Origin of the sequence: Gemmiger formicilis (assembly GCF_016900095.1) — a bacterium.
GTDB lineage: Bacteria > Bacillota > Clostridia > Oscillospirales > Ruminococcaceae > Gemmiger > Gemmiger formicilis_A.
In genome coordinates this window covers 73723-97829 of the sequence record NZ_JACJJP010000001.1, presented here as the reverse complement: position 1 = coordinate 97829, position 24107 = coordinate 73723, and the positions used below count along the sequence as shown (strand labels likewise).

The following is a 24107-nucleotide window of genomic DNA, read 5'->3' as shown; positions in this document are numbered from 1 at the left end:
GGCAGGCCCTGTACAGCCTGGTCCAACCGGCCGGGCAATGCGGCCTGCCTTTTTTGCATAACGCGGGTTTTCCCACGTTCCGGACCATTCAACGAAAGGATGTCTCATGCCCACCAACTACACTCTGGTAGCCCCTTGCTTTTTCGGCACCGAATCCACCCTGGCCTTTGAGGTGCGCCGCATCGGCGCGCAGAACGTGCAGGTCACCGACGGCCGTGTGGCTTTTGAGGGGGATGCTTCCGTTATTGCCGCCGCCAACCTGAACCTGCGCACCGCCGAACGCGTGCTGTTGCTGCTCAAGACCTGGCAGGCCACCACCTTCGACGAACTGTTTGACGGTGTGTATTCCATTCCCTGGGAGGAGATCATCCCCGCCGACGCCCAGTTCCCGGTCAAGGGGTCCAGCCTGTCCAGCCAGCTTTCCAGCGTTCCCGCCTGCCAGAGCATTGTCAAAAAGGCGGTGGTCAAGCGGCTGATGGCCGGCCACCATACCAACACCCTGCCCGAAACGGGTAAGGTGTACAAGCTGCGGTTTGCGTTGCGCAAGAATACCGTGGAGATGATGCTGGACACTTCCGGCGACGGTCTGCACAAGCGGGGCTACCGCCGCAATGCCACCCTGGCGCCCATCAAGGAGACCCTGGCGGCTGCCATTGCCGACCTGGGCCGCGTGCGGCGGGATACCCTGGTGCAGGACCCCTTCTGCGGCTCCGGCACCCTGGTCATTGAGGCAGCCCAGAAAGCCCTGAACATCGCCCCGGGTCTGCGCCGCCGCTTTGCCGCCGAACAGTTCGATTTTGTCCCCGCCCAGGTATGGCGGGCCGAGCGCGCCAAGGCCATCGAGCAGGCCAAACCGGACGCCGCCTTTGAAGGCTTCGGCTATGACATTGACCCCGCCGCCGTGGCCCTGGCCACCGCCAACGCCAAGCTGGCCGGGGTGGGGGACCGCTGCCATTTTGAGGTGGCGGATGTGAAGGATTTTGTGCCCAAAGCCGGGGCCACCGTGCTGACCAATCCGCCATACGGGGAACGCCTGGGCGATGCCGCCGAGGCTGCCGCCCTGGCCGCCGCTCTGGGCCGTGCCTGGCATGCCAACCCCGGTGCCGGACTGTATGCCATCACCGCCGACGCCGATTTTGAAGCCCATTTCGGCGGAAAAGCCACCAAGCGCCGCAAAATCTACAACGGTATGATCCCGTGCCAGGTGTATATGTATTTTGACCGAAAGAAGTAAGGAGGAAACCGGATGGAAGATCTGAAACTGGCCATCCTCATCGACGCCGACAACATCTCGCCCAAATACGTCAAGGTCATTCTGGACGAAGCCGCATCCTTCGGCGTGGCGGCAGCCAAGCGCATCTATGGCGACTGGAGCGATCCGCGCCTGAAAAGCTGGAAGGATGCCTTGCTGAACAACTCCATCATCCCCATGCAGCAATACAGCTATACCACCGGCAAAAATGCCACCGATTCGGCGATGATCATCGACGCCATGGACCTGTTGTATTCCGGCAATCTGGATGGTTTCTGCATTGTGTCCTCGGACAGTGACTTTACCCGCCTGGCCGCCCGCTTGCGGGAAGCCGGCAAACTGGTCATCGGCATGGGGGAGAGCAAGACTCTTGGTCCCTTTGTCAAGGCTTGCGACCAGTTCAAATATCTGGACCTGATTCTGGACCACAGCGACCAGAACGAGCCGGCCACCCCCGCCAACAGTCATACTGTGACGGATGCCGCCGAAGCCGCCGCCCGCGCAGCGGCCGGGGACGACACCGCCATTAACCGGGACTCGGTGTACAAGCTGGTCCGCGGCATGATCGACGAGATGGACGACGGCACCGGTTGGGTGCGCACCTCCCGGGTGGGCGATCAGCTCATCAAGCGTTATCCCGACTTCGACGTGCGCAACTTCGGCTCCAAGAGCCTCAACCGATTCCTGGCTTCCTTCCCGGAGCTGGAAGTGGAAGAACGGATTCTGGCCAACGGCAACCCCATCCAGTTTGTGCGCATCCGTCCCCAGCCCAAACCGGCCACCAAGAAAGGCGCGCCCCGCAAGGCACCGTCCCGCGCGGCGTCCAAAAAACGGACATCCCATAAAAAGTAAATTGCCTGTCCCCGTGATCCGAAAAGGAGGAAGCATGTCATGTTGCGCTGTACCCAAGCGGATCGCAAGAATATTCTTGCCTATATTGATGCGGAGCCGGAAATCAATCTTTTCATCTATGGTGATGTGGAAACAGTCGGGGTGGATACGCCTCCTGTCCAGGTGTGGGCCAACCCCGGTCGGGAAGGCTGGGATTGCCTGATTCTGCAATATTTTGACAGCTATATCCTGTATAGCCAAAACCCGAAGTATGACGCGGCTGCCGCTGCCGAATTTCTGCGTGGCCGTAAGGTGCAGGGAATCAGCGGCAAAAAAGACCTGATGGAACGCCTGGCACCGTACTTCCCGGAGAAAAAGTACCAAGTAACGTATATGAGCCGTTGCAATACAGTAGATCCCTCTTTTGTAACGCAAACACCGGACGGCGTTGCGGTGCGGGAGCTTGGCATCGAGGATTTGGACCAGGCTCTGGATCTGTTGCGTGGAATCGAAGAATTTTCCGATTCTTATCATGGAGAGCAACAGGAACGGGAAGAACTGGCCCAGTGCTGGAAATGCGGCGGTATGATGATAGGGGCTTTCAAGGACGGCCGTCTCGTTTCCACCGCTCAGACCACCGCGGCCAGCAGTCGCAGTGCCATGGTTGTGGGGGTGGCCACCCGCCCCGAGGAACGTGGGCACGGCTATGCCAGCGCTGTGGTTGCGGAACTCTGTCGCCGCAGCTTTGCGCAGGGACGAGAATTCCTCTGCCTGTTCTACGACAACCCCGCTGCCGGGCGCATCTACCACCGTATTGGATTTTCCGAGGTGGGTGGATGGACCATGCTCAATTGAATCACCTGAAAAGGGGAGACCTGCCGCCAAGGCAAGCCTCCCCTTTTTTAGGTAATCTTGTAAATGCGGTACTCGTCATCGCTGTACCACAGTTCATACCGCTGCCGGTACCAGTCCTCATCAGCTTGAAAGCGAGCATATACCGCGCCGTCAAACAGCACGTAATCCACGCCCCATGCCTGTAAAGTGACCTCGTCCGGCATTTCGTACAGGCTGACCATGGCGCTGTACTCGTCGGAGTAGTCCATACCGTGGTAATACACAAAGCTTGCCGAGCCACAGACAATCTGCCGTCCCGCCAGAGAAAACACCGGTGTCAGATGGTCGTCACTGGTCAGGAACAGGGCATCCGCTTCGGCGTGTTCGTCCACATAGTCGGCCATCCGGATGGCCGCGACACTCCATTGCTGGTAATCGCTCACGGCCTCCCGTCCCAGGGTCAGTACGCTGCCGAACATCCCGAAGAAACACACGGCAGCCAAACCTGCAGCGCTGAGCCAACGGGCCCGCAGCTGGCCGAACCAATCGCACAGCAAGCCCGCCACCAGGATGCATCCCAGCCCGTGCCACACAAACAGCAGCTTGTTGTTGTCATAGGTGTTGGGCTGGAACACCACCATTTCTGCCAGGGCCCAGATCACCACCCCGCCGCCGTAAAACCAGCGCTGGCGGCGGTCGGCGTGGAAAAAGGCGGGAATCAGCAGCAGATACACCACCCCGATGTTCTTGATGTAGAACCAGAAATAATTGTCTTTCAGACCGCTGCCGGTGTTGTTCACCCAATTCAGGTGCAGGCGCAGCATGTGCTGCCCGTCCACCGACTGGGCAAAGACGGTGCCCCACATCTGGGCGGCCCAGGCGACACCGCAGACCAACGCCAGCCACAGCCAGGGCAGCAGTACCGTACGCACCCGCGGGCGGTGCACCAGGGTATACACTCCGCAGACCAGACAGCACAGCACCAAGGCCAGGGCGGAGTGGGTCTGCATCAGAGGCAAGGGCAGAACCAGCACCGCCAGGGGCAGCCACAGCCGCGGACGGTTTTCCATGCAGAATCGCCAGAGCAGGTAGAGCGCGGCAAACAGCAGACACCACCCGAACAGGGTGGCCCGCTGGGGAATCAGCAGATCGGCCAACGGGTTCACCCAGATTACATTATGGGCAGTGTCGTTGGTGGGGGTGGTGTAAAACCCGGTAAAGATGGAAAGAAAAGTGTCCTTGTCTTTCAGAAAATACACGAACCCGAAACCGCTGCCCATAAAGAAGAGCCAGAAAGCCAGGCAGGCTTTCCCGACGGACCCCAGCACATGGCGGGCCAGCTGCCAGAACATCAGATACACCGCTACAAAGGCAGGCAGCATGGGCAGGATGTAGGCGAAGCGGAGGCTCCCTCCCAACACCAGGAACACGCTGGATACGCATTCGCACAGGAAGGGATAGCCAAACCGGTTTTCTCCGGCCAGAAGGGGATACAGCGGCGGAAACTGCCCCGTGACCGCAATGTTCTTGATGAACCCCAGATGCATGGCCATGTCACCATAGCAGCTTTGCCCGGTGTGGTAGGCGCCATCCACCAGATGCAGTACGTGGGTGTGGAGCAGATAGGCGGTGATAGCCAGCATGGGCAGGGCGCAGGCCCACATGGCGGCATCCGTGCGGTCGGCACGCAAAGGTGGAAGGGGTCCGCCGGCAAGCAGCAATCCCAGCACCGCCAGAAAAGCCACCGCGCCGGCACAGGCCGCCGCCGCGACGCCGAAGCCCAGCGCAAGAGCAAAACAGGCAGGGAGAACGGCCAGATAACTGACTCCGAAAGCACAACCCAATCCGACGGCTGCCCCGGCGGAGGCCCCCGGCAAGGCCCGACGGGCGGTCAGGAACCCGGCCAGCAAAAACAAGGCCAGATACCCGCAGCCCAACAATGTCCCCAACATCAGACACCCTCCAGATCAAAAGGCGGGGTATACTCTTCCCGGGCACTGCTCTTTTCCTGCATGTATCCCTCGGTCAGCCCCAGTGCGATGGCTTCTTCCACCACCTTGCGATACTCGTAGGTGGTGATGCGCCGCCCCAGTCCGTGCTCTTCGGCATGGTAGAAAGGTGTGAACTGGCTCATCAGACTGGTCAGGAAGGGGATGCCGGTTTCTTTGCGGATCTGGGCCAGACGCCGCAGTACCGCCAGGCTGTCGTTCACATGGCCCGGCAGAGCCAGATGCCGCACAATCACTCCGCGTCGCAGATAGCCGTCGTCCCCGAACACCGGCGCCCCGGTCTGCCGCAGCATCCGGCAAAGGGCTGCATCCGCCACGGCGGGGTAATCCCGGGCCCGGGACAGTTCTTGGGCCAGGGCAGGGGAGGCATACTTGTAGTCGGTGAGCCAGATGTCCACATAGGACTTCAGCGCTTCTACCGTCTCAAGTGTTTCGTACCCGCCAGTGTTGTAGATAACCGGAAGTCGAAGCCCTCGGCGGCGGGCTTCATCCAGGGCGGCTGTTACCCAGGGCAGCCACTGGGTGGCAGTCACAAGGTTGATGTTCTGGGCGCCTTTTTCCTGCAATTCCAGAAAGATTTCCGCCAGTCGGTTCTCGTCGATTGCCTTCCCCAGTCCTTGCTGGCTGATGGCGTAATTCTGGCAGTAACAACACCCCAGGGCACAGCCGGTAAAAAACACGGTGCCGCTTCCGGTGGTGGCGTTGGGGTCACCGCTCAGGCATGGTTCCTCCCAGTGGTGCAAAGCGGCGCGGGCCACCAGCAACTGGTCGGCAGCGCCGCACACGCCGCGCTTGCCCGCGGCACGGTCGGCGCCGCAGGTCCGGGGGCACAAGGTACAGTGATCGGGTAGTGGGAGCATGGACGATTCTCCTTTGTGAAAAACTGCGTCTTTTGGTAAACAGTTTAGCACAAAACGCCAAAATGTGGTATACTAATAAGAACAAAGCGGTGGGACAGGTTGTCCTGTGAAGAAAACCGCATACAAACGTACAAAAAGGAGATCCGCTATGTCTACCCCTCATAACCGCGCCGAAAAGGGCGATTTCGCCCGCACCGTCCTGATGCCCGGCGATCCGCTGCGCGCCAAATTCATTGCCGAGACCTTCCTGGAAAATCCCCGTCTGGTCACCGATGTCCGGGGTATGCTGGGGTATACCGGTACCTACCAGGGCCGACCTGTCAGCGTTATGGGCAGCGGTATGGGAATGCCGTCCATCGGCATCTATTCCTATGAGCTGTACACCCAGTACGGGGTGGAAAACATCATTCGCATCGGTTCCGCCGGCTCGTATACCGAAAAGGCCAAGCTTTTCGATGTGCTGCTGTCCACCGGTGCCTATTCCGAAAGCAACTATGCCGTGACCCAGTCCGGCGATACCGATGAAATCCAGCGCCCCAGCCAGGCGCTCAACGAGGCCCTGCGCCGCAGCGCCGCCGCCCAGAACATTCCCCTCATTGAGGGCGTCATCCATTCCGCCGACGTCTTCTACCGGGAGCCCTCGGACGAAAAGCCAGCCTACTGGGAGCGCCTGCGGGACGAAAAGGGCTGCCTGGCGGTGGAGATGGAGAGCTTTGCCCTGTTCCACAACGCCAAGGTGCTGGGCAAGAACGCCGCCTGCCTGCTGACCATCTCGGACAGCTTTGTTTCCCCGGAAATCACCACCGCCGAACAGCGGCAGACCAGCTTCACCGCCATGATGAAGGTGGCCCTGGGGGCGGAACTGTGAGCGCGGAACTGTCGGCCGAAACCCGCGCCGAACTCATCCGCGCGGCCTTTGCGGCCAGACGGTTTGCCTATGTGCCGTACTCCCACTTCCGGGTGGGGGCGGCCCTGCTGAGCAAGGACGGGCGCGTCTTTACCGGCTGCAACATTGAAAATGCGGGCTACACGCCCACCAACTGTGCCGAACGAACGGCATTGTTCAAGGCGGTCAGCGAGGGCGTGACCCGCTTTGCGGCCATTGCCATTGTGGGCAGCCTGGAAGGCAAGACCAACGATCTTGTCACGGGACCCTGCGGCGTCTGCCGCCAGGCACTGTACGAATTCGGCGGTCCGTCTCTTGTCGTGATCATGGCCAAGAGCGAACAGGATTATATCCAGACCACCTTGGGTGAACTGCTGCCCTATGGGTTCGGCCCGCAAAATCTTGAGATCGACCCCGAATAAAAGGAGTTTTCTGCACTTATGGATCAGAACCAGCGTTTTCACACTCTCCGTCATTCCTGGAAGGCTGCTCTCTGCGGCCTGCTTGCTGTTTCGATGTGTGCCTGTTCGGCACCGTCCTCCGCCTCGTCCGGCATTCCGCAGGTGGAAGACTCCCCTTTGGTGGATGACAGCCTGTATGTGCTGCACGAAGAGAATACGGATACCCCCCTGAACGGGCAGGGCGCGGCGGTGGCATTTGTGGCGGATACCGACGGTACCGACACCGGGCCGGACGCGGCGCTGTGGCGCGGTGTGCAGGCGTTTGCCGATACCTTCAGTTACACGGCGCAGCTGTACCAGACCGAGGAAGCCAGCCTGGAATCCCGGGAAAATGCACTGCGCTCCGCGGCAGAAAGCGGAGCCGCCATGGTGGTGTGCCGCGGCGAGGATATGGCGGCGGCGCTGTACAACATCCAGAACAACTACCCCTCGGTGGCGTATCTGTGTCTGGACGCCGAACCTCACGCCGAGGATTACACCTCCTATCAGACGGCGGTCAACACCCACTGCGTGCTCTTCAATGAGGAGCAGGCTGCCTACCTGGCCGGATATGCCACCGTGATGGATGGCCGCACCAAGCTGGGCTTCGTGGGTTCGGAATCCATGCCGGGAATTGTGCGGTGCTGCACCGGCTTTCTGCAGGGCGTGGACGCCGCGGCCCAGAGCCAGGGTGTGCAGGCCAGTGTGGAAGTGTGGTATGTGGGCAGTGAGGACGCTTACGACGTTGTGACCCAGCGCATGTCCGAATGGTACGGCGACGGCATAGAAGCGGTGATGGCGGCCGGTGACGGCACCCTGCAGGGCTGCATTGATGCGGCACAGGGTACCGGGGCCGTGGTCATCGGCACCGACTGGGACAGTACCGGCAACGATTCCGTTGTGCTGACCAGCGCCATGAAGAATTACTCTCTTACCGTGCAGCACAAGCTGTATGAGTATTTCAGCGCCGGCGGCTGGGGCCAGGGCGGAGGCACCACCGATCGCGTGGGGGCTTCGGAATATGCCGTGGGGCTGCCGCAGGTCAACTGGCGCATGGCCTATTTCGGTCAGAGAGAGTATGAAAAGCTGTATCAGAACCTGCACGACAGTGTCATCAAGGTGGAGAAGCTTTCGGATGTATCCTCCTTGCCGGAAACGCCCAATGTGGCTGTCAACATTTTGGGATAACGGGCGTTTTGTTATGTTTTTGTAATGTGATTTCGTTGTTTTTTCCATTGAAAAAAACAAAAAAATCCAGTATACTGAAGCTGTCAGGCGGGCGCTGTGGAGTGTTATGCACGCAGGCGTCCGCCCTTTATTTTACCTTTTCCCAATGAAAAAGGAGAGTACCGAGATGAAAAAGATTCTTTCGCTGAGCATGGCAGCCGTCATGGCGCTGTCCCTGGCCGCCTGCGGCGGCAGCGGTGATACCGCTGCCACTTCCGGCAGCACCGCCACCAACGCCACTGCCGAAGGCGCCTCCTCCTCCGAGATCACCGGCATCGCCCAGGTCTGCGACGTCGGCACCATCGACGACGAGAGCTTCAACCAGGGCTGCTGGACCGCTGTGGAGGCCTTTGGCGAAGCCAACGGCATTCAGGTGGACTACTACCTGCCGCCGAGCGAAGACGCCAACGATGAGGACCGCGAAACCCTGATCCGCAATGCAGTCAACGACGGCGCCAACACCATTGTCTGCGTCGGCTATCTGTACGGACCTTCCCTGGCCTGGGCTGCCACCGAATACCCGGACGTCCACTTCATTGCCGTGGACGTGACTGTGGCTGACATCGGCACCGAGACCATCCCCGCCAACGTTTACTGCATCACCTACAAAGAAGAGCAGGCCGGCTACCTGGCCGGTTACGCCGCCGTGAAGGATGGCTTCACCGAGCTGGGCTTCCTGGGTGGTATGGCTGTCCCCGCCGTTATCCGCTTCGGTTACGGCTATGTGCAGGGCGCTGACGCCGCTGCGCAGGAACTGGGCACCAATGTCAACATCAAGTACTGGTACGGCGGCGCCTTCTCCGGCGATGCCAACATCACCGCCAAGATGGAGAGCTGGTACTCTGCCGGCACGCAGGTCGTCTTTGCCTGCGGCGGCGGCATCTACACCAGCGCCCTGGAAGCGGCTGTCAAGTATGACGGCAAGGTCATCGGCGTTGACGTTGACCAGAACTACATCGGCGAGCAGGGTGTGGAAGACGGCAAGTACAGCTACAACCCGTTCGTGACCTCCGCCATGAAGGGCCTGAGCGAGGGCGTTACCGACGCCCTGGATCACGTGGCTGCCGGCACCTGGGATACCATCGCCGGTACCAACTTCGTCTACGGTCTGCAGGAAGGCGATTACGTCGGTCTGCCCACCGCCGAAGACAGCTGGAACTTCTCCACCTTCACCGTGGAAGAGTATGAGGCCGTGAAGGAAAAGATCCGCAGCGGTGAGATCATCGTCGACAACAACTCCGACGATGCCACCAAGCCCACCACCAGCGACTTTGTCACGGTGGATTACCAGGTCTGATCCTTGCATCGGGAAATCTGACAAACATGTAAGCGGCGGACACCGGAAAGTGGTGCCCGCCGCTTTTTTTCGTTAAGTCAAAAAACGCGATTTTTGGCAAAAAAGTAGATCAAATAACTTGTGAAGATTTACAAATAATTGTATAATGAGCACAAGAAATATATTTCGAAAGGAGCGTGAGCAGATTGGCAGAGGATTTCGTAATCGAAATGCTTCACATCACCAAGGAATTTCCCGGCATCAAGGCCAATGATGATGTGACCCTGCAGCTGCGCCGGGGCGAAGTGCATGCCCTTCTGGGCGAAAACGGCGCGGGAAAATCCACGCTGATGAGCGTATTGTTTGGTCTGTACCAGCCTGAACAGGGCGTCATCAAAAAGAACGGCAAAGAGGTAAACATCAAGGACCCCAATGTGGCCAACGACCTGGGAATCGGCATGGTGCACCAGCACTTCAAGCTGGTGGAATGCTTCAGCGTTCTGGACAATATCATGCTGGGCGTGGAACCCTGCAAGGCCGGTTTTCTGCAGAAGGAAGTTGCCCGGAAAAAGGTTGTGGAACTTTCCGAAAAATACGGCCTGCGTGTGGACCCGGATGCCCTCATCAGCGATATCTCGGTGGGCATGCAGCAGCGTGTGGAAATTCTGAAGATGCTGTACCGGGACAACGAAATCCTGATCTTTGACGAGCCCACGGCGGTGCTGACGCCCCAGGAAATCGATGAACTCATAGAGATCATGAAGGGCTTCAAGAAGGAAGGCAAGAGCATCCTGTTCATCACCCACAAGCTCAACGAGATCATGGAGGTGGCGGACCGCTGCACCGTTCTGCGCAAGGGCAAGGGCATCGGCACCGTGAATATCGCCGAGACCACCAAGGAAGAGCTTTCCCGCATGATGGTGGGCCGCGATGTGCAGTTCGCGGTGGAAAAAGCCCCCGCCAAGGTGGGAGATGTGGTGTTGTCGGTGCGGGATATGACCGTGCCCGGCCGCGTGCACAAGAAGGATGCCGTGCGCGGCGTGTCCTTTGACGTGCGCGGCGGCGAGATCGTCTGCCTGGCCGGTATCGAAGGCAACGGCCAGACCGAACTGGTATACGGCCTCACCGGTCTGGAAAAGGTCACCCATGGCACCCTGACCCTGGACGGCAAGGATATCACCCATGCCAGCATCCGCCAGCGCTCCAAGGACGGCATGAGCCATATCCCCGAAGACCGCCACAAATACGGTCTGGTGCTGGATTACTCCCTGGAAAACAACATGGTCCTGCAGCGGTACTGGGAACCCCAGTTCCAGAAGGGCGGCTTCATCAACAAGGCCGCTGTGCGGGAATATTCCGACCGCCTGATCAAGCAGTACGACGTGCGCAGCGGGCAGGGGAGTGTGACCATCGCCCGCAGCATGTCCGGCGGCAACCAGCAGAAAGCCATCATTGCCCGGGAAATCGATAAGGACCCCAAACTGCTGGTGGCGGTTCAGCCCACCCGCGGCCTGGACGTGGGCGCCATCGAATATATCCACAAACAGATCGTGGCCGAACGGGACAAGGGCAAAGCGGTGCTGCTGGTCAGCCTGGAACTGGATGAGGTCATGAACCTGTCCGACCGCATCCTGGTCATGTACGAAGGCGAGATTGTGGGCGAATTTGATCCCAAAACCACCACGGTGCAGGAACTGGGCCTGTATATGGCCGGTGCCAAAAAGCAGGGAAAGGAGGCACAGTAAGCCATGAGCCGTAACAAAAGCAATCTGGGCGCAGGCATGCTGCAGCGCAGCAGCAGTGTGCTGGCCGCTCTTCTGTGCATCCTGATCGGCCTGGTGGTCGGCCTGGTGGCACTCTTCATCATCAATCCCGGCCATGCCTGGGACCAGGGGTTCCTGCGCATCATCCAGGGCGGTTTTTATGACTTCCCCTACGGTGTGGGCAAGACCCTGACCAACTCCGCCCCCCTGATCATGACCGGTCTTTCGGTGGCCTTTGCCTTCAAAACCGGCCTGTTCAACATCGGCGCAGCCGGACAGTATACCCTGGGGGCCTTCGGCGCGCTGTACTGCGCCCTGATCCTCAACCTGCCCTGGTATGTCTGCCTGCTGGCCTCCGCCCTGTTCGGCGCGGTCTGGGGCGCCATTCCCGGCATCTTCAAGGCATATCTGAACATCAACGAGGTCATCACCTCCATCATGTTCAACTGGATCGGGCTGTATATGGTCAACGAGATCATCTACGCCCGCGGTACCGGCGCCATGTACGACGCCAACAACACCCGCACCTGGAAACTGGCGGACCGTGCGCCCGGCGCGCTGATTCCGTCCTGCGGTTTGTCCGACCTCTTCCATACGTCCAGCACCACCATCGCCATCTTCCTGGCCATCGCGGCGGCTGTTGTGGTGTGGGTGATTCTGGAAAAAACCACCTTCGGCTATGAACTCAAGGCGGTGGGCCTGAACAAGAATGCGGCCCGGTACGCCGGTATCAACGAAAAGAAAAATGTCATCCTGTCCATGACCATCGCGGGGGCGCTGGCCGGTTTTGGCGCCGGACTGCTGTACCTGTCCGCCGGTGCCGAATGGAACCCCCTGAACAGCACCAGCCTGCCGGCCATGGGCTTCAACGGAATCGCCACCGCGTTGCTGGCGTCCTCCAACCCCATCGGCACGATTTTCTCCTCGCTGTTCATCTCGCACATCACGGTGGGCGGCAGCTTCCTGCCTACCCGCTATTTCCCCACCGAGATCGCCGACCTGATTTCCGGTATCATCATCTATCTGTGTGCCTTCGCCATGCTGTTCCGCGGCGTCATCGCCAAGAAACTCCATGCGGACAAGGATGCCCCGGACGCCAATGCCGAACCGGCCGCACAGACCAAGAAGGAGGGCAAATGACATGCTGCTGCTGATCAAGTATACCCTGTTGTATGGCATTGTCCTGATGCTGGTGGCGCTGGGCGGCATGTTCAGCGAACATTCCGGCATCATCAACATCGCGCTGGAAGGCATCATGGTCATCGGTGGCCTGGGCGGCGTTCTGGCGGTGGCCATGCTGCCCAACTCGCTGCCGGCCTTCGTCATCGTGGCGGTGTCCATTCTGGTGGCGGCATTGTCCGGTATGGTCTTCTCCTTACTGCTGGCCTTTGCCTCCATACACCTGAAAGCCGACCAAACCATCGGCGGTACAGCCTTGAATATGCTGGCCACCGCCATTGCCATCATCCTGGCCAAGAACTTCAACGGTTCCACCTCCGCCAAGATCGATTACACCAACAATGCGTTTCTGTTCAAGATCGGTGGTCTGGAACTCAGCGTTTTCGTGCCGCTGGGCATCGTGCTGCTTGTCATCAGCTATATCGTGATGTACAAGACCCGGTTCGGCCTGCGCCTGCGCGCCTGCGGCGAGCATCCTCAGGCTGCGGACTCGGTGGGCATCAATGTCTACAAGATGCGCTACAGCGGCGTGCTGATTTCCGGCCTGCTGGGCGGCATCGGCGGCCTGGCGTATATCATTCCCAGCGTGCAGACCTGGAACTTTGAGGTCGGCGTGGCCGGCACCGGTTTCCTGGCACTGGCGGTCATGATCTTCGGCCAGTGGAAGCCCGTGCACATCTTCGGTGCGGCCATGTTCTTTGCCGTGTTCAAGAGCCTGGCCAATATTGCGGATGCCACCATCCTGTCCCAGTTGGGCTGGTCGTCCAACATCTACAATATGATGCCCTTCATTGCCTCCATGGTCATCCTGGCCTTCACCAGCAAGAACAGCATGGCCCCCAAGGCCGAAGGCATCCCCTACGACAAGGGCAGCCGCTGATTCATCCAAACCCACGAAATGCCGTCTGCGGGCGGCATTTCTCTGTTTTTGCCGCTGCGCGGCGGCGCTCCGAAAGGGGGACCACAACATGCGCATGTACGACATCATTGCCAGCAAGCGGGACGGCAACGTCCTTTCCGACGAAGAAATCGCCTTTGCCGTCAACGGCTATGTGGCGGGCACCATCCCCGATTATCAGATGAGTGCGCTGCTTATGGCGATCTATCTCAAAGGGATGACCGATGCCGAGACCGCCATCCTCACCGAAGTCATGGCCCATTCCGGGGATATGGTGGATCTTTCTCCCATTCCCGGCATCAAGGTGGACAAGCACTCCACCGGCGGGGTAGGGGACAAGACCACCCTGGTGGTGGCGCCCATTGTGGCGGCCTGCGGTGTGCCGGTGGCCAAGATGAGCGGCCGGGGGTTGGGGCATACCGGCGGCACCATCGACAAGATGGAAGCGGTGCCCGGCACCCGTACGTCTCTCACCCAGGAAGAATTCTTTGCCCAGGTGCGGCGCATCGGGCTGTCGGTCATCGGCCAGAGCGGTGAGATTGCCGTGGCCGATAAAAAGCTGTATGCCCTGCGGGATGTGACGGCCACGGTGGGCTGTATTCCGCTGATTGCTTCCTCCATCATGTCCAAAAAGCTGGCTGCCGGTTCGGACGCCATTCTGCTGGATGTGACCATGGGCACCGGCGCTTTCATGCAGAACCTGGACGATGCCATTGAACTGGCCCGTCTGATGGTCTCCATCGGCACGGCCCATGGGCGCAAGATGGCAGCACTCATCACCGATATGGACCGGCCGCTGGGCCATAACATCGGCAACGCCCTGGAAGTACAGGAGAGCATGGCCGTGCTGCAGGGCAAAGGCCCCGCAGACCTCACCGAGGTCTGCCTGCAGCTGGCCACCAACATGTTGCTGCTGGCCGGCAAGGGGGACTTCAAGACCTGCCGGGCGCTGGCAGAATCGGTGCTCAACAATGGCACCGCCTTTGCCAAATGCTGCCAGATGTTTGAAGCCCAGGGCGGGGACACGTCGGTGCTGAAAGACCCGTCCAGATTCCCCAAAGCCCGCTATTCGTATGATATTTCCGCCCGGGCCGACGGTTATATCACCGCCCACAATGTGGAGGACATCGGCGTTGCCAGCGTACTGCTGGGGGCTGGGCGGCAAACCAAGGAAGATACCATCGATTTTGCCGCGGGCATTGTCCTGCACAAAAAACTGGGGGATGCGGTGCACAGCGGGCAGGCCATTGCCACCCTGTACGCCGATGATCCCGCGCTGTTCCGCGGTGCGGAGGCAACCTTCTGCCGCAGCCTGACCATCGGGGCGCAAAAGCCGGCGGAACCGCCGCTGATCTATGCCCGGGTTACCCCCCAGGGTGTGGAACGGTTCTGAAATACATAAAAACCTCCCGGTAGCCGTATCCAGACGGTGGCCGGGAGGTTTTTTGCTGTGTTTTTTGGGTGGGGCCTCAGCCATTCGTTCCGGCCTGCCACATGAGCACGGCATCGGGGGGCAGAGCCGTCAGTTCCGAATTCTCGGTGAGAAACACGGCCGATTCCGGATCGGAACGGTCAAACACGGACAGATAGTCCCGGTAGGGCAGGTAGTAGGCCTTTTTCACCTCACCGTTGCGCACCAGGTTCAGCCCGCCGGCGGGCAAACCGCTGCCGAACCAGCTGTCCCACACACTGCCGTATACACTGAATACTACCACAGTGTCGCCGCCGTATTCGCATACGGTGGCGCTCATGCGGTTGGCTTTCACGCCGGAACCGGACGCCAGATACAGAACATCATTTTCCCGGCTGACCTGAAGCGCTGCCGGGTCGGCATCCAGATACCGGGTGGAAAAATAAGCATGGGTGAAATAGGCCCCCGCAACCAGAAGCAGAAGAACCGCCAGCGCGGAAACAAGCACCGTAAGGACCCGGCTGCGGAGCAGCCTGCGGTGCAGCAGTTGCAGAGCCTGCGCCCGCTGCAGATCCTCTTCTTCATACGTGGGAGAAGCGCCGTCGGGCATGTCCAGGGCTTGCAGGGCGGTGCGGCAGCTTTCGCAGGTTTCCAGGTGCTTGCTCACATCCTTTGCGGTGTCCGGCGCACACAGGTTGTCGTGGTACAGCGGCAGCAGGTCCCGGACCAGATAGCAGGGAAGAGTCATGTCAAGGCCTCCTTCAGTTTGGTGCGGGCACGGTAAAAGGTCACCCGTGCCCAGGTCTCGGTTTTCTGAAACAGCGCAGCAATGTCTGCAAAAGAAAGTTCTCCGTATACCCGCAGCCAGAATACTTCCCGATACGGTTCCGGCAGGGCGTGCAGCGCGCGGTGCAGATCCAGCTTCTGTTCGGCGGCCTCCACCCCCACAGCCGGGGAAGGCTGCGCGGAGGCGGGTGAATCCTGGGCAAGAAGCGGTTCTTCCATCGGCATTTCCCGCCGATGCCGCCGCCAATGGCTGACCAGGGTGTTTTTGGCTATGCCGCACAGCCACACATTCAGGGAGGATTCTCCGCGAAACTGTCCGATGCTTTTCAGCGCCTTGAAGAAGGTTTCCTGGGTCAGGTCGGCGGCCAGAGACTCGTCTGCGCAGCGGGTCAGCAGAAAAGCGTACACGGGCTTGTAGTATTCTAGATAAATCTGCTCAAAGTCTTTCCGGTTCACAGGCATCACCTCCTTGCTTTGGATTGGGAACGTTCCTGTAAATTAGACGCCGGAAATATGAATTCGTTACACACCCAAAAAGAAAAAACCGGGTGTCCCGTGAAGGAATACCCGGTTTTTGCAGATCAGCGATGGGTCTGTCGAAGCAAAAATACTTTGAATCGGCTGTAGCCGTTCATCTTGTCGGTGTCAAACTCTTCGGTCATCACATACCGTTTACGGGCGCAGTCAAACTGCAGGGCGGTGCCGTCTTCCTGCACATCGGTCAGCACCCGGGGCAGGGCCTTCTGGTCGGTTTCGAACTCGGGCTCCTTGTCCCAACGGATCCGGCCGTCTTCATCAAAACCGTGGGCCCACACACTGAACACCAGACAGGCGGCTTCACCGTAACAGTACCGTTCAAACTTGATGCGCCCGTCCAGATAAAACAACAGGCAATCCCGAAAATGCGTTTCCAGTTCCTTTTCGTACCGGCGTCCGCAGGTTGGCCCGGAAAAATCGGCAGCGTTGGCAGTCATCGGCCAAGGTCCCTCCTCCAACAAGGTTTACCGGCCCATTATACCGCAAAATCCTTCAAAAAGCCAGAAAAATTATTCCGCGCGTACATCCCGTGCCCGCAGCAATAACGCTGCCACGGCCAGAAAAATTCCCGCCCACACCAGGCAGGCCAGAACAAAGGGCAGATGCTGCCCGCCCAGCATATCCTCCTTGCGGTTGGCGTTCATCCCGGCCTGCATCAGGGCAAAGGGCCACAGCAGGGACAATCCTTTGCTGACGGCCAGCATCCCGCTTACACCGCCGGCAAGGCCCACCAGAACAGGTACGGCAAAACTGCGGATGACCATGGCCAGCAACAGTTCAAAGGCAATCACGCCCAGACTGCCCAATACCCCGCGCAGCAGCCACAGAATGATCTGGGCAGGCGGCCAGCCCGGCAGCCGGGCCCACAGTTTGCCGGCCGCCAGATACAGAAGAAATACCCACCCTTGGGTCAGCAGGGTCATCTTGGCCACCACCAGGAATTTGGCCACAAACAGATAGGAACGATGTACCGGAGCGGACATGATCAGGTTCCAGTTGTGGCCCAGGTGTTCCAGCCGCCACAGGTAGGCGGCGTACACCCCTACCATGGGGGCGAAGAAAAAGAGAGTGTAGAACAGGGTGTGCTGGGTCCATAGATTGTACCAGTCGAAGTCCAGCAGTTCCAGGTTCTGCAAAAAATTGAAGGTCCCGTACAAAGCCGACAGCATCGGCACAATCAGAAACACCAGCCAGATGGCCGCACCGTGCAGTTTGCGGTTTTCGGCCAGAATACAGCGCAGCAGCATAGCTTATACCTCCTTGTTCCGGATTGCCCGGCGGCACAGCAAGGCCAGCGCTGCCGCCAGAATCACTGTGCCCGCCAGCAAAGGCAGACACAGCGGACGCACAAAAAATTCCGCAATGCGGGTATCGGAATCCCAGTTCATCCCCACAGGGCTCAAAGGTACATAGTAACCGAAGGGAACCAGATAGGAAAACCAACGGGGCATAAAGGCAGCAAACAGCCCGATCAGGGCACCGCAAAATCCCACCGCCAAAGCTGCCACCTGATTTTCCACCCGGATGCTGAGCAGGAAGGAAAGAAAATACAGCATGCCGTTCACGCAGAAGGTACACAGTACCAGCCATACACAGAGTCCGGCGTTTACGGATTCGGTAAAACCCCGGAATGCTCCCAGCAGGGGCAGAGCCAGACATTCCAGAGCACAGACCAGCAGATTCTCCAGCATGCCCAGAGCAACTTTGGCGGCAAACAGGCTGTCCCGGCTTTGCAGGGTGAACAGCAGTTTGCAGGTCTGGCCCTTGGTCTCGGCGTCCCAGATGCGGCTGGCCAGGGCCGCCATCCCCACCGGCATGACCACCGCATTCATGATAGGCAGGGTGTACAGCAGCCCGCTGTATCCGGTGGCCAATTCGTCGGCGGTGGTGGGGGAACTGGCGGAAGCCCACAACACCACAATCAGCGCAACGCCCACCGCTACAGGCAGATCATGGCGGCGATGGGCTTTCTGGATCTCGGCCCAAAAGACTTTCATTCAGCCCACCTCCTCGCCGTGTTCGGTCAGACTCAGGAAGATTTCTTCCAGCGTCTTGGTACGCCGTGTCACCCCCACCACACCGGCGCCCTGGTCGGCCAGTCGCCGCACCAGTTCGGCCAGAGGTGCATCGGTCAGGGCGGGCAGTATCAGGCACTGGGGAGAATTGCCGTCGCGGACGCGAACCCGGTTGGCGAGAAGCACCTGACGGGCCCGGTCCGGGTCCAGGGTTTCCAGCAGGATATCTCCCCGGCTGTGCCGGCGCAGCTGGTCCAGCGGCCCTTGAAACAGCAGTCGGCCGTTGTTGATGACGCCCACCCGGTCCACAATCATCTCCAGTTCGCTGAGCAGGTGACTGGAAATCAGCACCGTGGCACCGCAACTGGAGGGCATCTCGGCAATCAGGCTGCGCATCTCCTGGATCCCGGCAGGGTCCAGGCCGTTGGTGGGCTCATCCAGTATCAGAAGTTCCGGGCTGCCCAGCAGCGCCTGGGCAATGCCCAGGCGCTGACGCATGCCCAGAGAATACTGCCCGACCTTACGCCGCCGGTATTCCCGCAGATGGACGATCTCCAGCACCCGGTCAATATCCTTGCGGGGAACCTGCTTCAGATCCGCCACTATCTGCAGATTCTCCTGGGCGGTCAGATGGGCGTACCCGGCGGGTGATTCGATCAGGCTGCCGGTATGGCGCAGAATGGAAAGACGGTTGCGGTCGTTCATCGGCTGCCCCAGCAGTTGCACGGTGCCTTGGGTGGGATGGATCAGTCCCAGCAGCATTTTCATGGTGGTGCTTTTACCCGCACCGTTCGGCCCGATAAAGCCGTACACGCTCCCCTGTGGTACCACCAGGTCCAGATGTTCCACCGCGGCGTGGCTGCCGTAGATCTTGCACAGATCATGGGTCTCTATGATATTGGTCATGGCATGTTTTCTCCTTTCGCATGGCGAGGGTTGCTTGGCAACCTCTCTGTTCACAGCATACAAGGCCGGCCTTAATCCGGGGTGATGCCGGGCTTAATTTTGCCTTAAATTTTGCCCGGGAAGATGGCCATGCCGTGACAGGGAGCGTATAATATAAGCGTTCCATACAAAGGGAAGAGAGGATATAAGCATGCAGCGTATTCAGGATGTGGAGATCCTGCTGATAGATGACAACCGGGAATTGCTGGACCTTTTGTGCCAGACGCTGCGCGGGGCCGGGTATACCCGGCTGCGCACGGCGGAAACCTGCGCCCAGGCCAGACAGGTTTTTGCCAAGGCCCGCCCCGGCTTGATGGTGCTGGACATCAACCTGCCGGACGGGGACGGTTTTTCCCTGTTCCGGGAACTGAACGGGGAAGGGGAGATTCCCGTTTTGTTCCTGTCGGCCCGGGATGCCGACGCCGACCGTCTGTTTGGCCTGGGACTGGGGGCGGACGATTATCTGACCAAGCCCTTTCTCACCCAGGAACTGCTTTTGCGCATTCAACTGATTCTGCGCCGGGTCTGGGGACAGCGCGGACAAAGGGGACGGACGGATGTGCTGCACCTGGCGGCCTGTAGGGTGGAACTGGGGGATGCTTCGGTGCAGCGTGAAGACGGAACGCTGCTGACCCTGACCGGTACCGAGCGGGCCATTCTGCAAAAGCTGGCGGACAACCGGGGACACATCGTCACCTACGACGCGGTGTGCCAGTCGGTGTGGGGACAGGGGTATTACGGTTATGAAAACAGCCTGAACGTGCACATCCGGCATCTGCGGGAAAAGGTGGAAGCCGACCCTTCCCATCCGCAAAGCCTGATAACGGCCCGGGGGCTGGGATACAAACTGATCACGGAGGAATAAGGATGATACGCACCTTCGGCCGGATGCTGCGCCGCTACGCCCTGGCGGTGGCGGCGGGCGTGCTGGCGTTGATGATTGCCATACTGGCTGCGTTTGGGGGCATTGTGGCTTATTACGCCGATAAATACCAGGAAAACGTCCGGTACAGCGCGGAGCAGATTGCCCGGGCCTTGGTCCGGGGTGAGGATGGGTACCATCTGGATGGGGAAAACACCCAGGAGGAATGGCTGTACGGGTATGAGTGGGCCATGCTGTTGGATGAGCAGGGAAATGTGGTGTGGCGGTACGACCTGCCGCCCCAACTGGACCGCACCTACACCGTCACCGACGTGGCCTCCTTCACCCGCTGGTACCTGGATGACTATCCGGTGTTCTGCTGGATCACCGAAAACGGTTTGCTGGTGCTGGGCAGAACGCCAGGTACCATGTTCCGGTACAGCTTTTACTCCTACACCGAACTGTTCCGGGGAATTTATCGGGGCATTGTGCCCACGCTGCTGGCCGTTGTGGCTTTGATTGTGGCCGGGTGTATGGTGTTCAGCTGGCGAGGCGCCAAGGCGTTGACCAGTGTGGCCAATGGGCTGGATACGTTGGCAGCCGGCGGGGCGGTACAGCTGCCTGCTACCGGCTTTACCGCCGAGGTAGCTCGCAAACTGAACCAGACCAGCGCCCTTCTGCAGCGTCAGAATACCATCATCGCCCGGAGGGACGCTGCCCGAACCGACTGGATTGCCGGGGTCAGCCATGATATCCGCACGCCGTTGTCCCTGATTTTCGGGTATGCCGAACAGCTGGAACACGACCCGGCGGTGCCGGCGGCCCAGCAGGCCAAGGCGGGGGCCATCCGGGTCCAGGGGCAAACCATTCGCCGCCTGATTGAAGACCTGAACCTGACCAGCAAGCTGCAATATAACGCCCAGCCCCTGCGCCTGAAGACGGTACGGGCGGGAGAATTGCTGCGCAGGGCGGTCACCGATTTCTGCAATTCCGGTTATGGGGAAGCCTGTTCTCTGGATTTTGACCTGGCCCCCGATGCGGAAGCACTGACTCTGCGCGCGGATGAAGGACTTCTGGGCCGGGCTTTTTCCAACCTGCTGGGCAACAGTGCCCGGCACAATCCGGGGTGCGAAATTGCCGTCCACGCCCGGCGGGAAGCATCGGAACTGGTCGTCATCGTTACGGACAACGGCAGCGGCTACCCGCCTGCGGTGCTGTCGGTTCTGGAAGGCAATCCGCAGCCGGATCCCGCGCCGCACGTGCTGGGCCTTCACATTGTGGTGCAGATCATACAGGCCCACGGCGGCCGGGTAGAATTCGGAAACAACGAACCCCATGGTGCCCGCACCGTCATCCGTCTTCCCCTGGAAGCCGAGGAAAGCTGAACAGATAAAAAAGGCGCCCCGCCAACCCGTTCCGCACAAAGCGGAGCGGGGGCGGGGCGCCTTCTGTTTGTCAATTTGAATGATGGAGAAATTACTTCATCAGTTCGCAGACCAGCTGGGCATACGCCACGGGGTCTTCAATGGGCAGACCCTCGATGAGCAGTGCCTGGTCATACAGCAGCTCGCTGTACTTGTTGATCTTGTCGGTGTCGCCGGCAGCCTGGGCAGCCTGCAGCGCCGCAAAAACGGGATGGGTGGTGTTCAGCTCCAGCACCTTGGTGCTTTCCATGCCTTCACCGTTGCCGGGCATCTTGCGCAGGACCTTCTCCATCTCCATGGAAAGTCCGCCTTCGCTGGACAGGCTCACCGGGTGATCCTTCAAGGTCGGGTTGGCCTTTACTTCCTTGATCTTGCCGTTCAGCGCGGTCTTGATGGCTTCGAACAGATCCTTGTTCTCATTGGCGGCCTCCTCGGCGGCCTTCTTCTCCTCGTCAGTGGCCAGGCCCAGATCGCCGGAGTTGATGTTCTTGAACTCCTTTTCCTTGTAGTTGTGCATGATCTGCAGGCAGAATTCATCCACATCCTCGGTGCACAGCAGCAGGTCGTAGCCCTTGCTCAGCACCAGCTGGGCGTTGGGCAGCTTGCTCAGGCGGGAAGCATCGTCACCGGCAGCGTAGTAGATGCACTTCTGGTCTTCCGGCATCTTTTCGATGTACTCGTCCAGGGTGACGAACTTCTGCTCCTTGGCGGAGAAGAACATCAGCAGGTCGGCCAGCAGATCCTTGTGCATGCCGTAGTCGCCGTAGATGCCGAATTTGATCTGACGGCCGAAGGACTTCCAGAAGGTCTCGTACTTTTCACGGTCGTTGACCAGCATGGCATGCAGCTCGTTCTTGATCTTCTTTTCCAGGCTGTTGCGCATCAGACGCAGCTGGCTGTCCTTCTGCAGGGTTTCACGGCTGATGTTCAGGCTCAGGTCCTCACTGTCCACAACGCCCTTGACGAAGCTGAAATAATCGGGCAGCAGGTCGGCGCACTTTTCCATGATCAGCACGCCGGACGCATACAGGGCCAGGCCCTTCTCGTATTCTTTGGTGTAGTAGTCATACGGCGTGCGGCCGGGCACAAACAGCAAAGCGGTGTAGGTGGCAGTGCCTTCGGTGCGGGAGGTAATCACGCGCAGAGGGTCGGTGTAATCGTTGAAACGGTTCTTGTAGAACTCGTTGTAATCCTCGTCCTTCAGGTCCTTCTTGTCCCGCTTCCAGATAGGCACCATGCTGTTCAGGGTTTCCAGCTCGGTGTAGGTTTCCCATTCCGGCTTGTAGTCGTCGCCGGCATCTTCCGGTTTCGGCTTCTGGCGGCTCTTTTCCCGGTACATGGTGATGGGATAGTGCACATAGTCGCTGTACTTCTTGACCAGATCAGCCAGGGTGTACTCTTCCAGGAATTGGCTGTAATCCTCGTTGTCGGCGTCCTCTTTCAGCACCATGATCACATCGGTGCCCACTTCGTCCTTCTCGGCGGGGGAGAGGGTGTATCCTTCCACACCCTTGGACTCCCACTTCCAGGCCTCGTCGGAACCCAGGGCACGGGAGATGACCGTCACCTTGGAGGCCACCATGAAGGCGGAGTAGAAACCGACACCGAACTGACCGATGATATCGATGTTCTCGTTCTGGTTTTCCTGCTTGAAATCCAGGCTGCCGGACTTGGCGATGGTGCCCAGGTTCTTTTCCAGCTCGTCCTTGGTCATGCCGATGCCGTTATCGCTCACGGTCAGGGTACGGGTATCCTTGTCGGCGGCAATGTGAATCTTCAGGTCCGCTTTGTTCACGCCGATGCTGGTATCGGTCAGGGATTTGAAATACAGCTTGTCGCACGCATCCGAAGCGTTGGAAATCAGCTCACGCAGAAAAATTTCCTTGTTGGTGTAAATGGAATTGATCATCAGGTCCAAAAGCTTTTTGCTCTCGGCCTTGAACTGACGCATAGCCATACTGCAATCGACCTCTTCTTTATCGTAAATTTTCATTCAGTACAAATTTAGCACTCTTGACAATCAAGTGCTAATGATAGTGTAGCACTCTGACACACAAAGTGCAAGGGGCTGGCGGCCTTTTTACAAAAAATTCAAAAACGTGTGAATTCCTCTTTTCAAAAAGAAAAGTTTGCGCTATTCTATTGGATGAATGGTTGAACCAAAACAGGAATTTTACCAATAAATAAAGGAAGTGTACCAATGTCCATTCATGGCGACAAGGCATACAACAACTTTATGAAAGGCTATAACTGCGCACAGTCGGTGGCGCTGGCCTTTGCAGACGAGATGAACCTTACCCCGGAGCAGGCCCTGACCATGTCCGCCGGATTCGGCGGTGGGGTGGGCCGTCTGCGGGAAGTCTGCGGTGCGTTTTCCGGCATTGTGCTGGTTCTGGGGGCACTGTACGGCAGCCCCGATCCATCCCAGAAAACCGCTCTGTATACCGAGGTGCAGGCTCTTGCCGCACGGTACGGCGAGGAAAACGGCCGCGGCAGCATCGTCTGCCGGGAACTGCTGGGCCTGGCCAAAGCGGAAGGCAGCCCGGTGGCCAGCCCCCGCACGCCCGAATACTACAAAAAACGTCCTTGCCCGGAGCTGGTCCGTTTGGCGGCCAACATCTTGGACGAATATATCGCAGCCCACCCGCTGCCGGAAAAGAAATAAAACAGGA

At 59.2% G+C, this 24107-nt stretch carries 23 protein-coding genes; 14 read left to right on the top strand and 9 right to left on the bottom strand.

Features of this window, described 5'->3' with window-relative positions; translation table 11 throughout:
• Positions 1–106: 106 nt before the first annotated feature.
• From H6B15_RS00455 to H6B15_RS00445, 3 genes are read left to right on the top strand one after another with little or no spacing between them, the layout of a single operon-like run.
• Positions 107–1234: a THUMP domain-containing class I SAM-dependent RNA methyltransferase gene (locus H6B15_RS00455; protein ID WP_204644975.1), complete on the top strand. Its 1128-nt coding sequence runs from the start codon at positions 107–109 to the stop codon at positions 1232–1234.
• Between the two features lie 12 nt (positions 1235–1246).
• Positions 1247–2104 (top strand): NYN domain-containing protein, encoded by an 858-nt coding sequence (locus H6B15_RS00450; protein WP_204644974.1) that lies wholly within the window; start codon positions 1247–1249, stop codon positions 2102–2104.
• A 39-nt stretch (positions 2105–2143) separates the two neighbouring features.
• Entirely contained in the window at positions 2144–2938 is a 795-nt protein-coding gene (locus H6B15_RS00445) for a GNAT family N-acetyltransferase (protein WP_204644973.1), read from the top strand.
• Between the two features lie 47 nt (positions 2939–2985).
• On the opposite strand, the gene H6B15_RS00440 is transcribed toward H6B15_RS00445, so the two are convergent.
• Together H6B15_RS00440 and H6B15_RS00435 are read right to left on the bottom strand one after the other, a co-directional pair.
• Entirely contained in the window at positions 2986–4869 is a 1884-nt protein-coding gene (locus H6B15_RS00440) for a hypothetical protein (protein ID WP_204644971.1), read from the bottom strand.
• Entirely contained in the window at positions 4869–5786 is a 918-nt protein-coding gene (locus tag H6B15_RS00435; protein WP_204644969.1) for a radical SAM protein, read from the bottom strand. The genes H6B15_RS00440 and H6B15_RS00435 overlap by 1 nt, the downstream gene beginning before the upstream one ends.
• 148 nt (positions 5787–5934) lie before the next feature.
• Here H6B15_RS00435 and deoD point away from each other — a divergent pair, with 148 nt between their 5' ends.
• From deoD to H6B15_RS00395, 8 genes are all read left to right on the top strand, one after another.
• Positions 5935–6654 carry a purine-nucleoside phosphorylase gene (deoD, locus tag H6B15_RS00430; RefSeq protein WP_204644961.1) on the top strand — a complete coding sequence of 240 codons (720 nt, stop codon included), beginning with the start codon at positions 5935–5937 and terminating at the stop codon, positions 6652–6654.
• Positions 6651–7094, top strand: a complete 444-nt coding sequence (locus H6B15_RS00425) for a cytidine deaminase (RefSeq protein ID WP_204644959.1) — start codon at positions 6651–6653, stop codon at positions 7092–7094. Before deoD ends, H6B15_RS00425 begins: the two co-directional genes overlap by 4 nt.
• 18 nt (positions 7095–7112) lie before the next feature.
• Positions 7113–8300, top strand: a complete 1188-nt coding sequence (locus H6B15_RS00420; RefSeq protein ID WP_204644957.1) for a BMP family lipoprotein — start codon at positions 7113–7115, stop codon at positions 8298–8300.
• A 166-nt stretch (positions 8301–8466) separates the two neighbouring features.
• Positions 8467–9636, top strand: coding sequence for a BMP family lipoprotein (locus H6B15_RS00415; RefSeq protein ID WP_243424204.1), 1170 nt, complete (start codon positions 8467–8469; stop codon positions 9634–9636).
• 209 nt (positions 9637–9845) lie between these two features.
• Positions 9846–11360: an ABC transporter ATP-binding protein gene (locus H6B15_RS00410; protein WP_204645173.1), complete on the top strand. Its 1515-nt coding sequence runs from the start codon at positions 9846–9848 to the stop codon at positions 11358–11360.
• Positions 11361–11363: 3 nt separating this feature from the next.
• Entirely contained in the window at positions 11364–12518 is a 1155-nt protein-coding gene (locus tag H6B15_RS00405; RefSeq protein WP_243424203.1) for an ABC transporter permease, read from the top strand.
• Between the two features lies 1 nt (position 12519).
• Positions 12520–13437: an ABC transporter permease gene (locus tag H6B15_RS00400; protein WP_204644950.1), complete on the top strand. Its 918-nt coding sequence runs from the start codon at positions 12520–12522 to the stop codon at positions 13435–13437.
• An 88-nt stretch (positions 13438–13525) separates the two neighbouring features.
• Positions 13526–14848: a pyrimidine-nucleoside phosphorylase gene (locus H6B15_RS00395; protein ID WP_204644949.1), complete on the top strand. Its 1323-nt coding sequence runs from the start codon at positions 13526–13528 to the stop codon at positions 14846–14848.
• A gap of 76 nt (positions 14849–14924) precedes the next feature.
• On the opposite strand, the gene H6B15_RS00390 is transcribed toward H6B15_RS00395, so the two are convergent.
• The 6 genes from H6B15_RS00390 to H6B15_RS00365 all read right to left on the bottom strand — a co-directional run bounded on the left by H6B15_RS00390 (position 14925) and on the right by H6B15_RS00365 (position 19110).
• Positions 14925–15614 carry a zf-HC2 domain-containing protein gene (locus H6B15_RS00390; RefSeq protein ID WP_204644946.1) on the bottom strand — a complete coding sequence of 230 codons (690 nt, stop codon included), beginning with the start codon at positions 15612–15614 and terminating at the stop codon, positions 14925–14927.
• Positions 15611–16108 carry a sigma-70 family RNA polymerase sigma factor gene (locus H6B15_RS00385; RefSeq protein ID WP_204644945.1) on the bottom strand — a complete coding sequence of 166 codons (498 nt, stop codon included), beginning with the start codon at positions 16106–16108 and terminating at the stop codon, positions 15611–15613. The genes H6B15_RS00390 and H6B15_RS00385 overlap by 4 nt, the downstream gene beginning before the upstream one ends.
• 125 nt (positions 16109–16233) lie before the next feature.
• Positions 16234–16626 carry a hypothetical protein gene (locus tag H6B15_RS00380; protein WP_204644944.1) on the bottom strand — a complete coding sequence of 131 codons (393 nt, stop codon included), beginning with the start codon at positions 16624–16626 and terminating at the stop codon, positions 16234–16236.
• Positions 16627–16698: 72 nt separating this feature from the next.
• Positions 16699–17436, bottom strand: coding sequence for an ABC transporter permease (locus tag H6B15_RS00375; protein ID WP_204644943.1), 738 nt, complete (start codon positions 17434–17436; stop codon positions 16699–16701).
• 3 nt (positions 17437–17439) lie between these two features.
• Complete coding sequence (locus H6B15_RS00370) at positions 17440–18186, bottom strand: ABC transporter permease (protein ID WP_204644942.1); 747 nt, start codon at positions 18184–18186, stop codon at positions 17440–17442.
• A complete protein-coding gene (locus tag H6B15_RS00365) occupies positions 18187–19110 on the bottom strand; it encodes an ABC transporter ATP-binding protein (RefSeq protein ID WP_204644941.1) in 924 nt (307 codons plus the stop codon).
• Between the two features lie 190 nt (positions 19111–19300).
• On the opposite strand from H6B15_RS00365, the gene H6B15_RS00360 reads away from it, so the two are divergent.
• Together H6B15_RS00360 and H6B15_RS00355 are read left to right on the top strand one after the other, a co-directional pair.
• Positions 19301–20014 (top strand): response regulator transcription factor, encoded by a 714-nt coding sequence (locus tag H6B15_RS00360; protein WP_204644939.1) that lies wholly within the window; start codon positions 19301–19303, stop codon positions 20012–20014.
• Positions 20015–20016: 2 nt separating this feature from the next.
• Positions 20017–21396 carry a sensor histidine kinase gene (locus tag H6B15_RS00355; RefSeq protein WP_204644937.1) on the top strand — a complete coding sequence of 460 codons (1380 nt, stop codon included), beginning with the start codon at positions 20017–20019 and terminating at the stop codon, positions 21394–21396.
• Between the two features lie 91 nt (positions 21397–21487).
• Here the strand turns inward: H6B15_RS00355 and htpG are convergent, their stop codons facing one another.
• Complete coding sequence (gene htpG / locus H6B15_RS00350; protein ID WP_204644934.1) at positions 21488–23392, bottom strand: molecular chaperone HtpG; 1905 nt, start codon at positions 23390–23392, stop codon at positions 21488–21490.
• A gap of 243 nt (positions 23393–23635) precedes the next feature.
• On the opposite strand from htpG, the gene H6B15_RS00345 reads away from it, so the two are divergent.
• The gene (locus H6B15_RS00345; RefSeq protein ID WP_204644932.1) at positions 23636–24100 is read left to right on the top strand and encodes a C-GCAxxG-C-C family protein; all 465 of its coding nucleotides are present in this window, start codon (positions 23636–23638) and stop codon (positions 24098–24100) included.
• Positions 24101–24107: the final 7 nt, after the last annotated feature.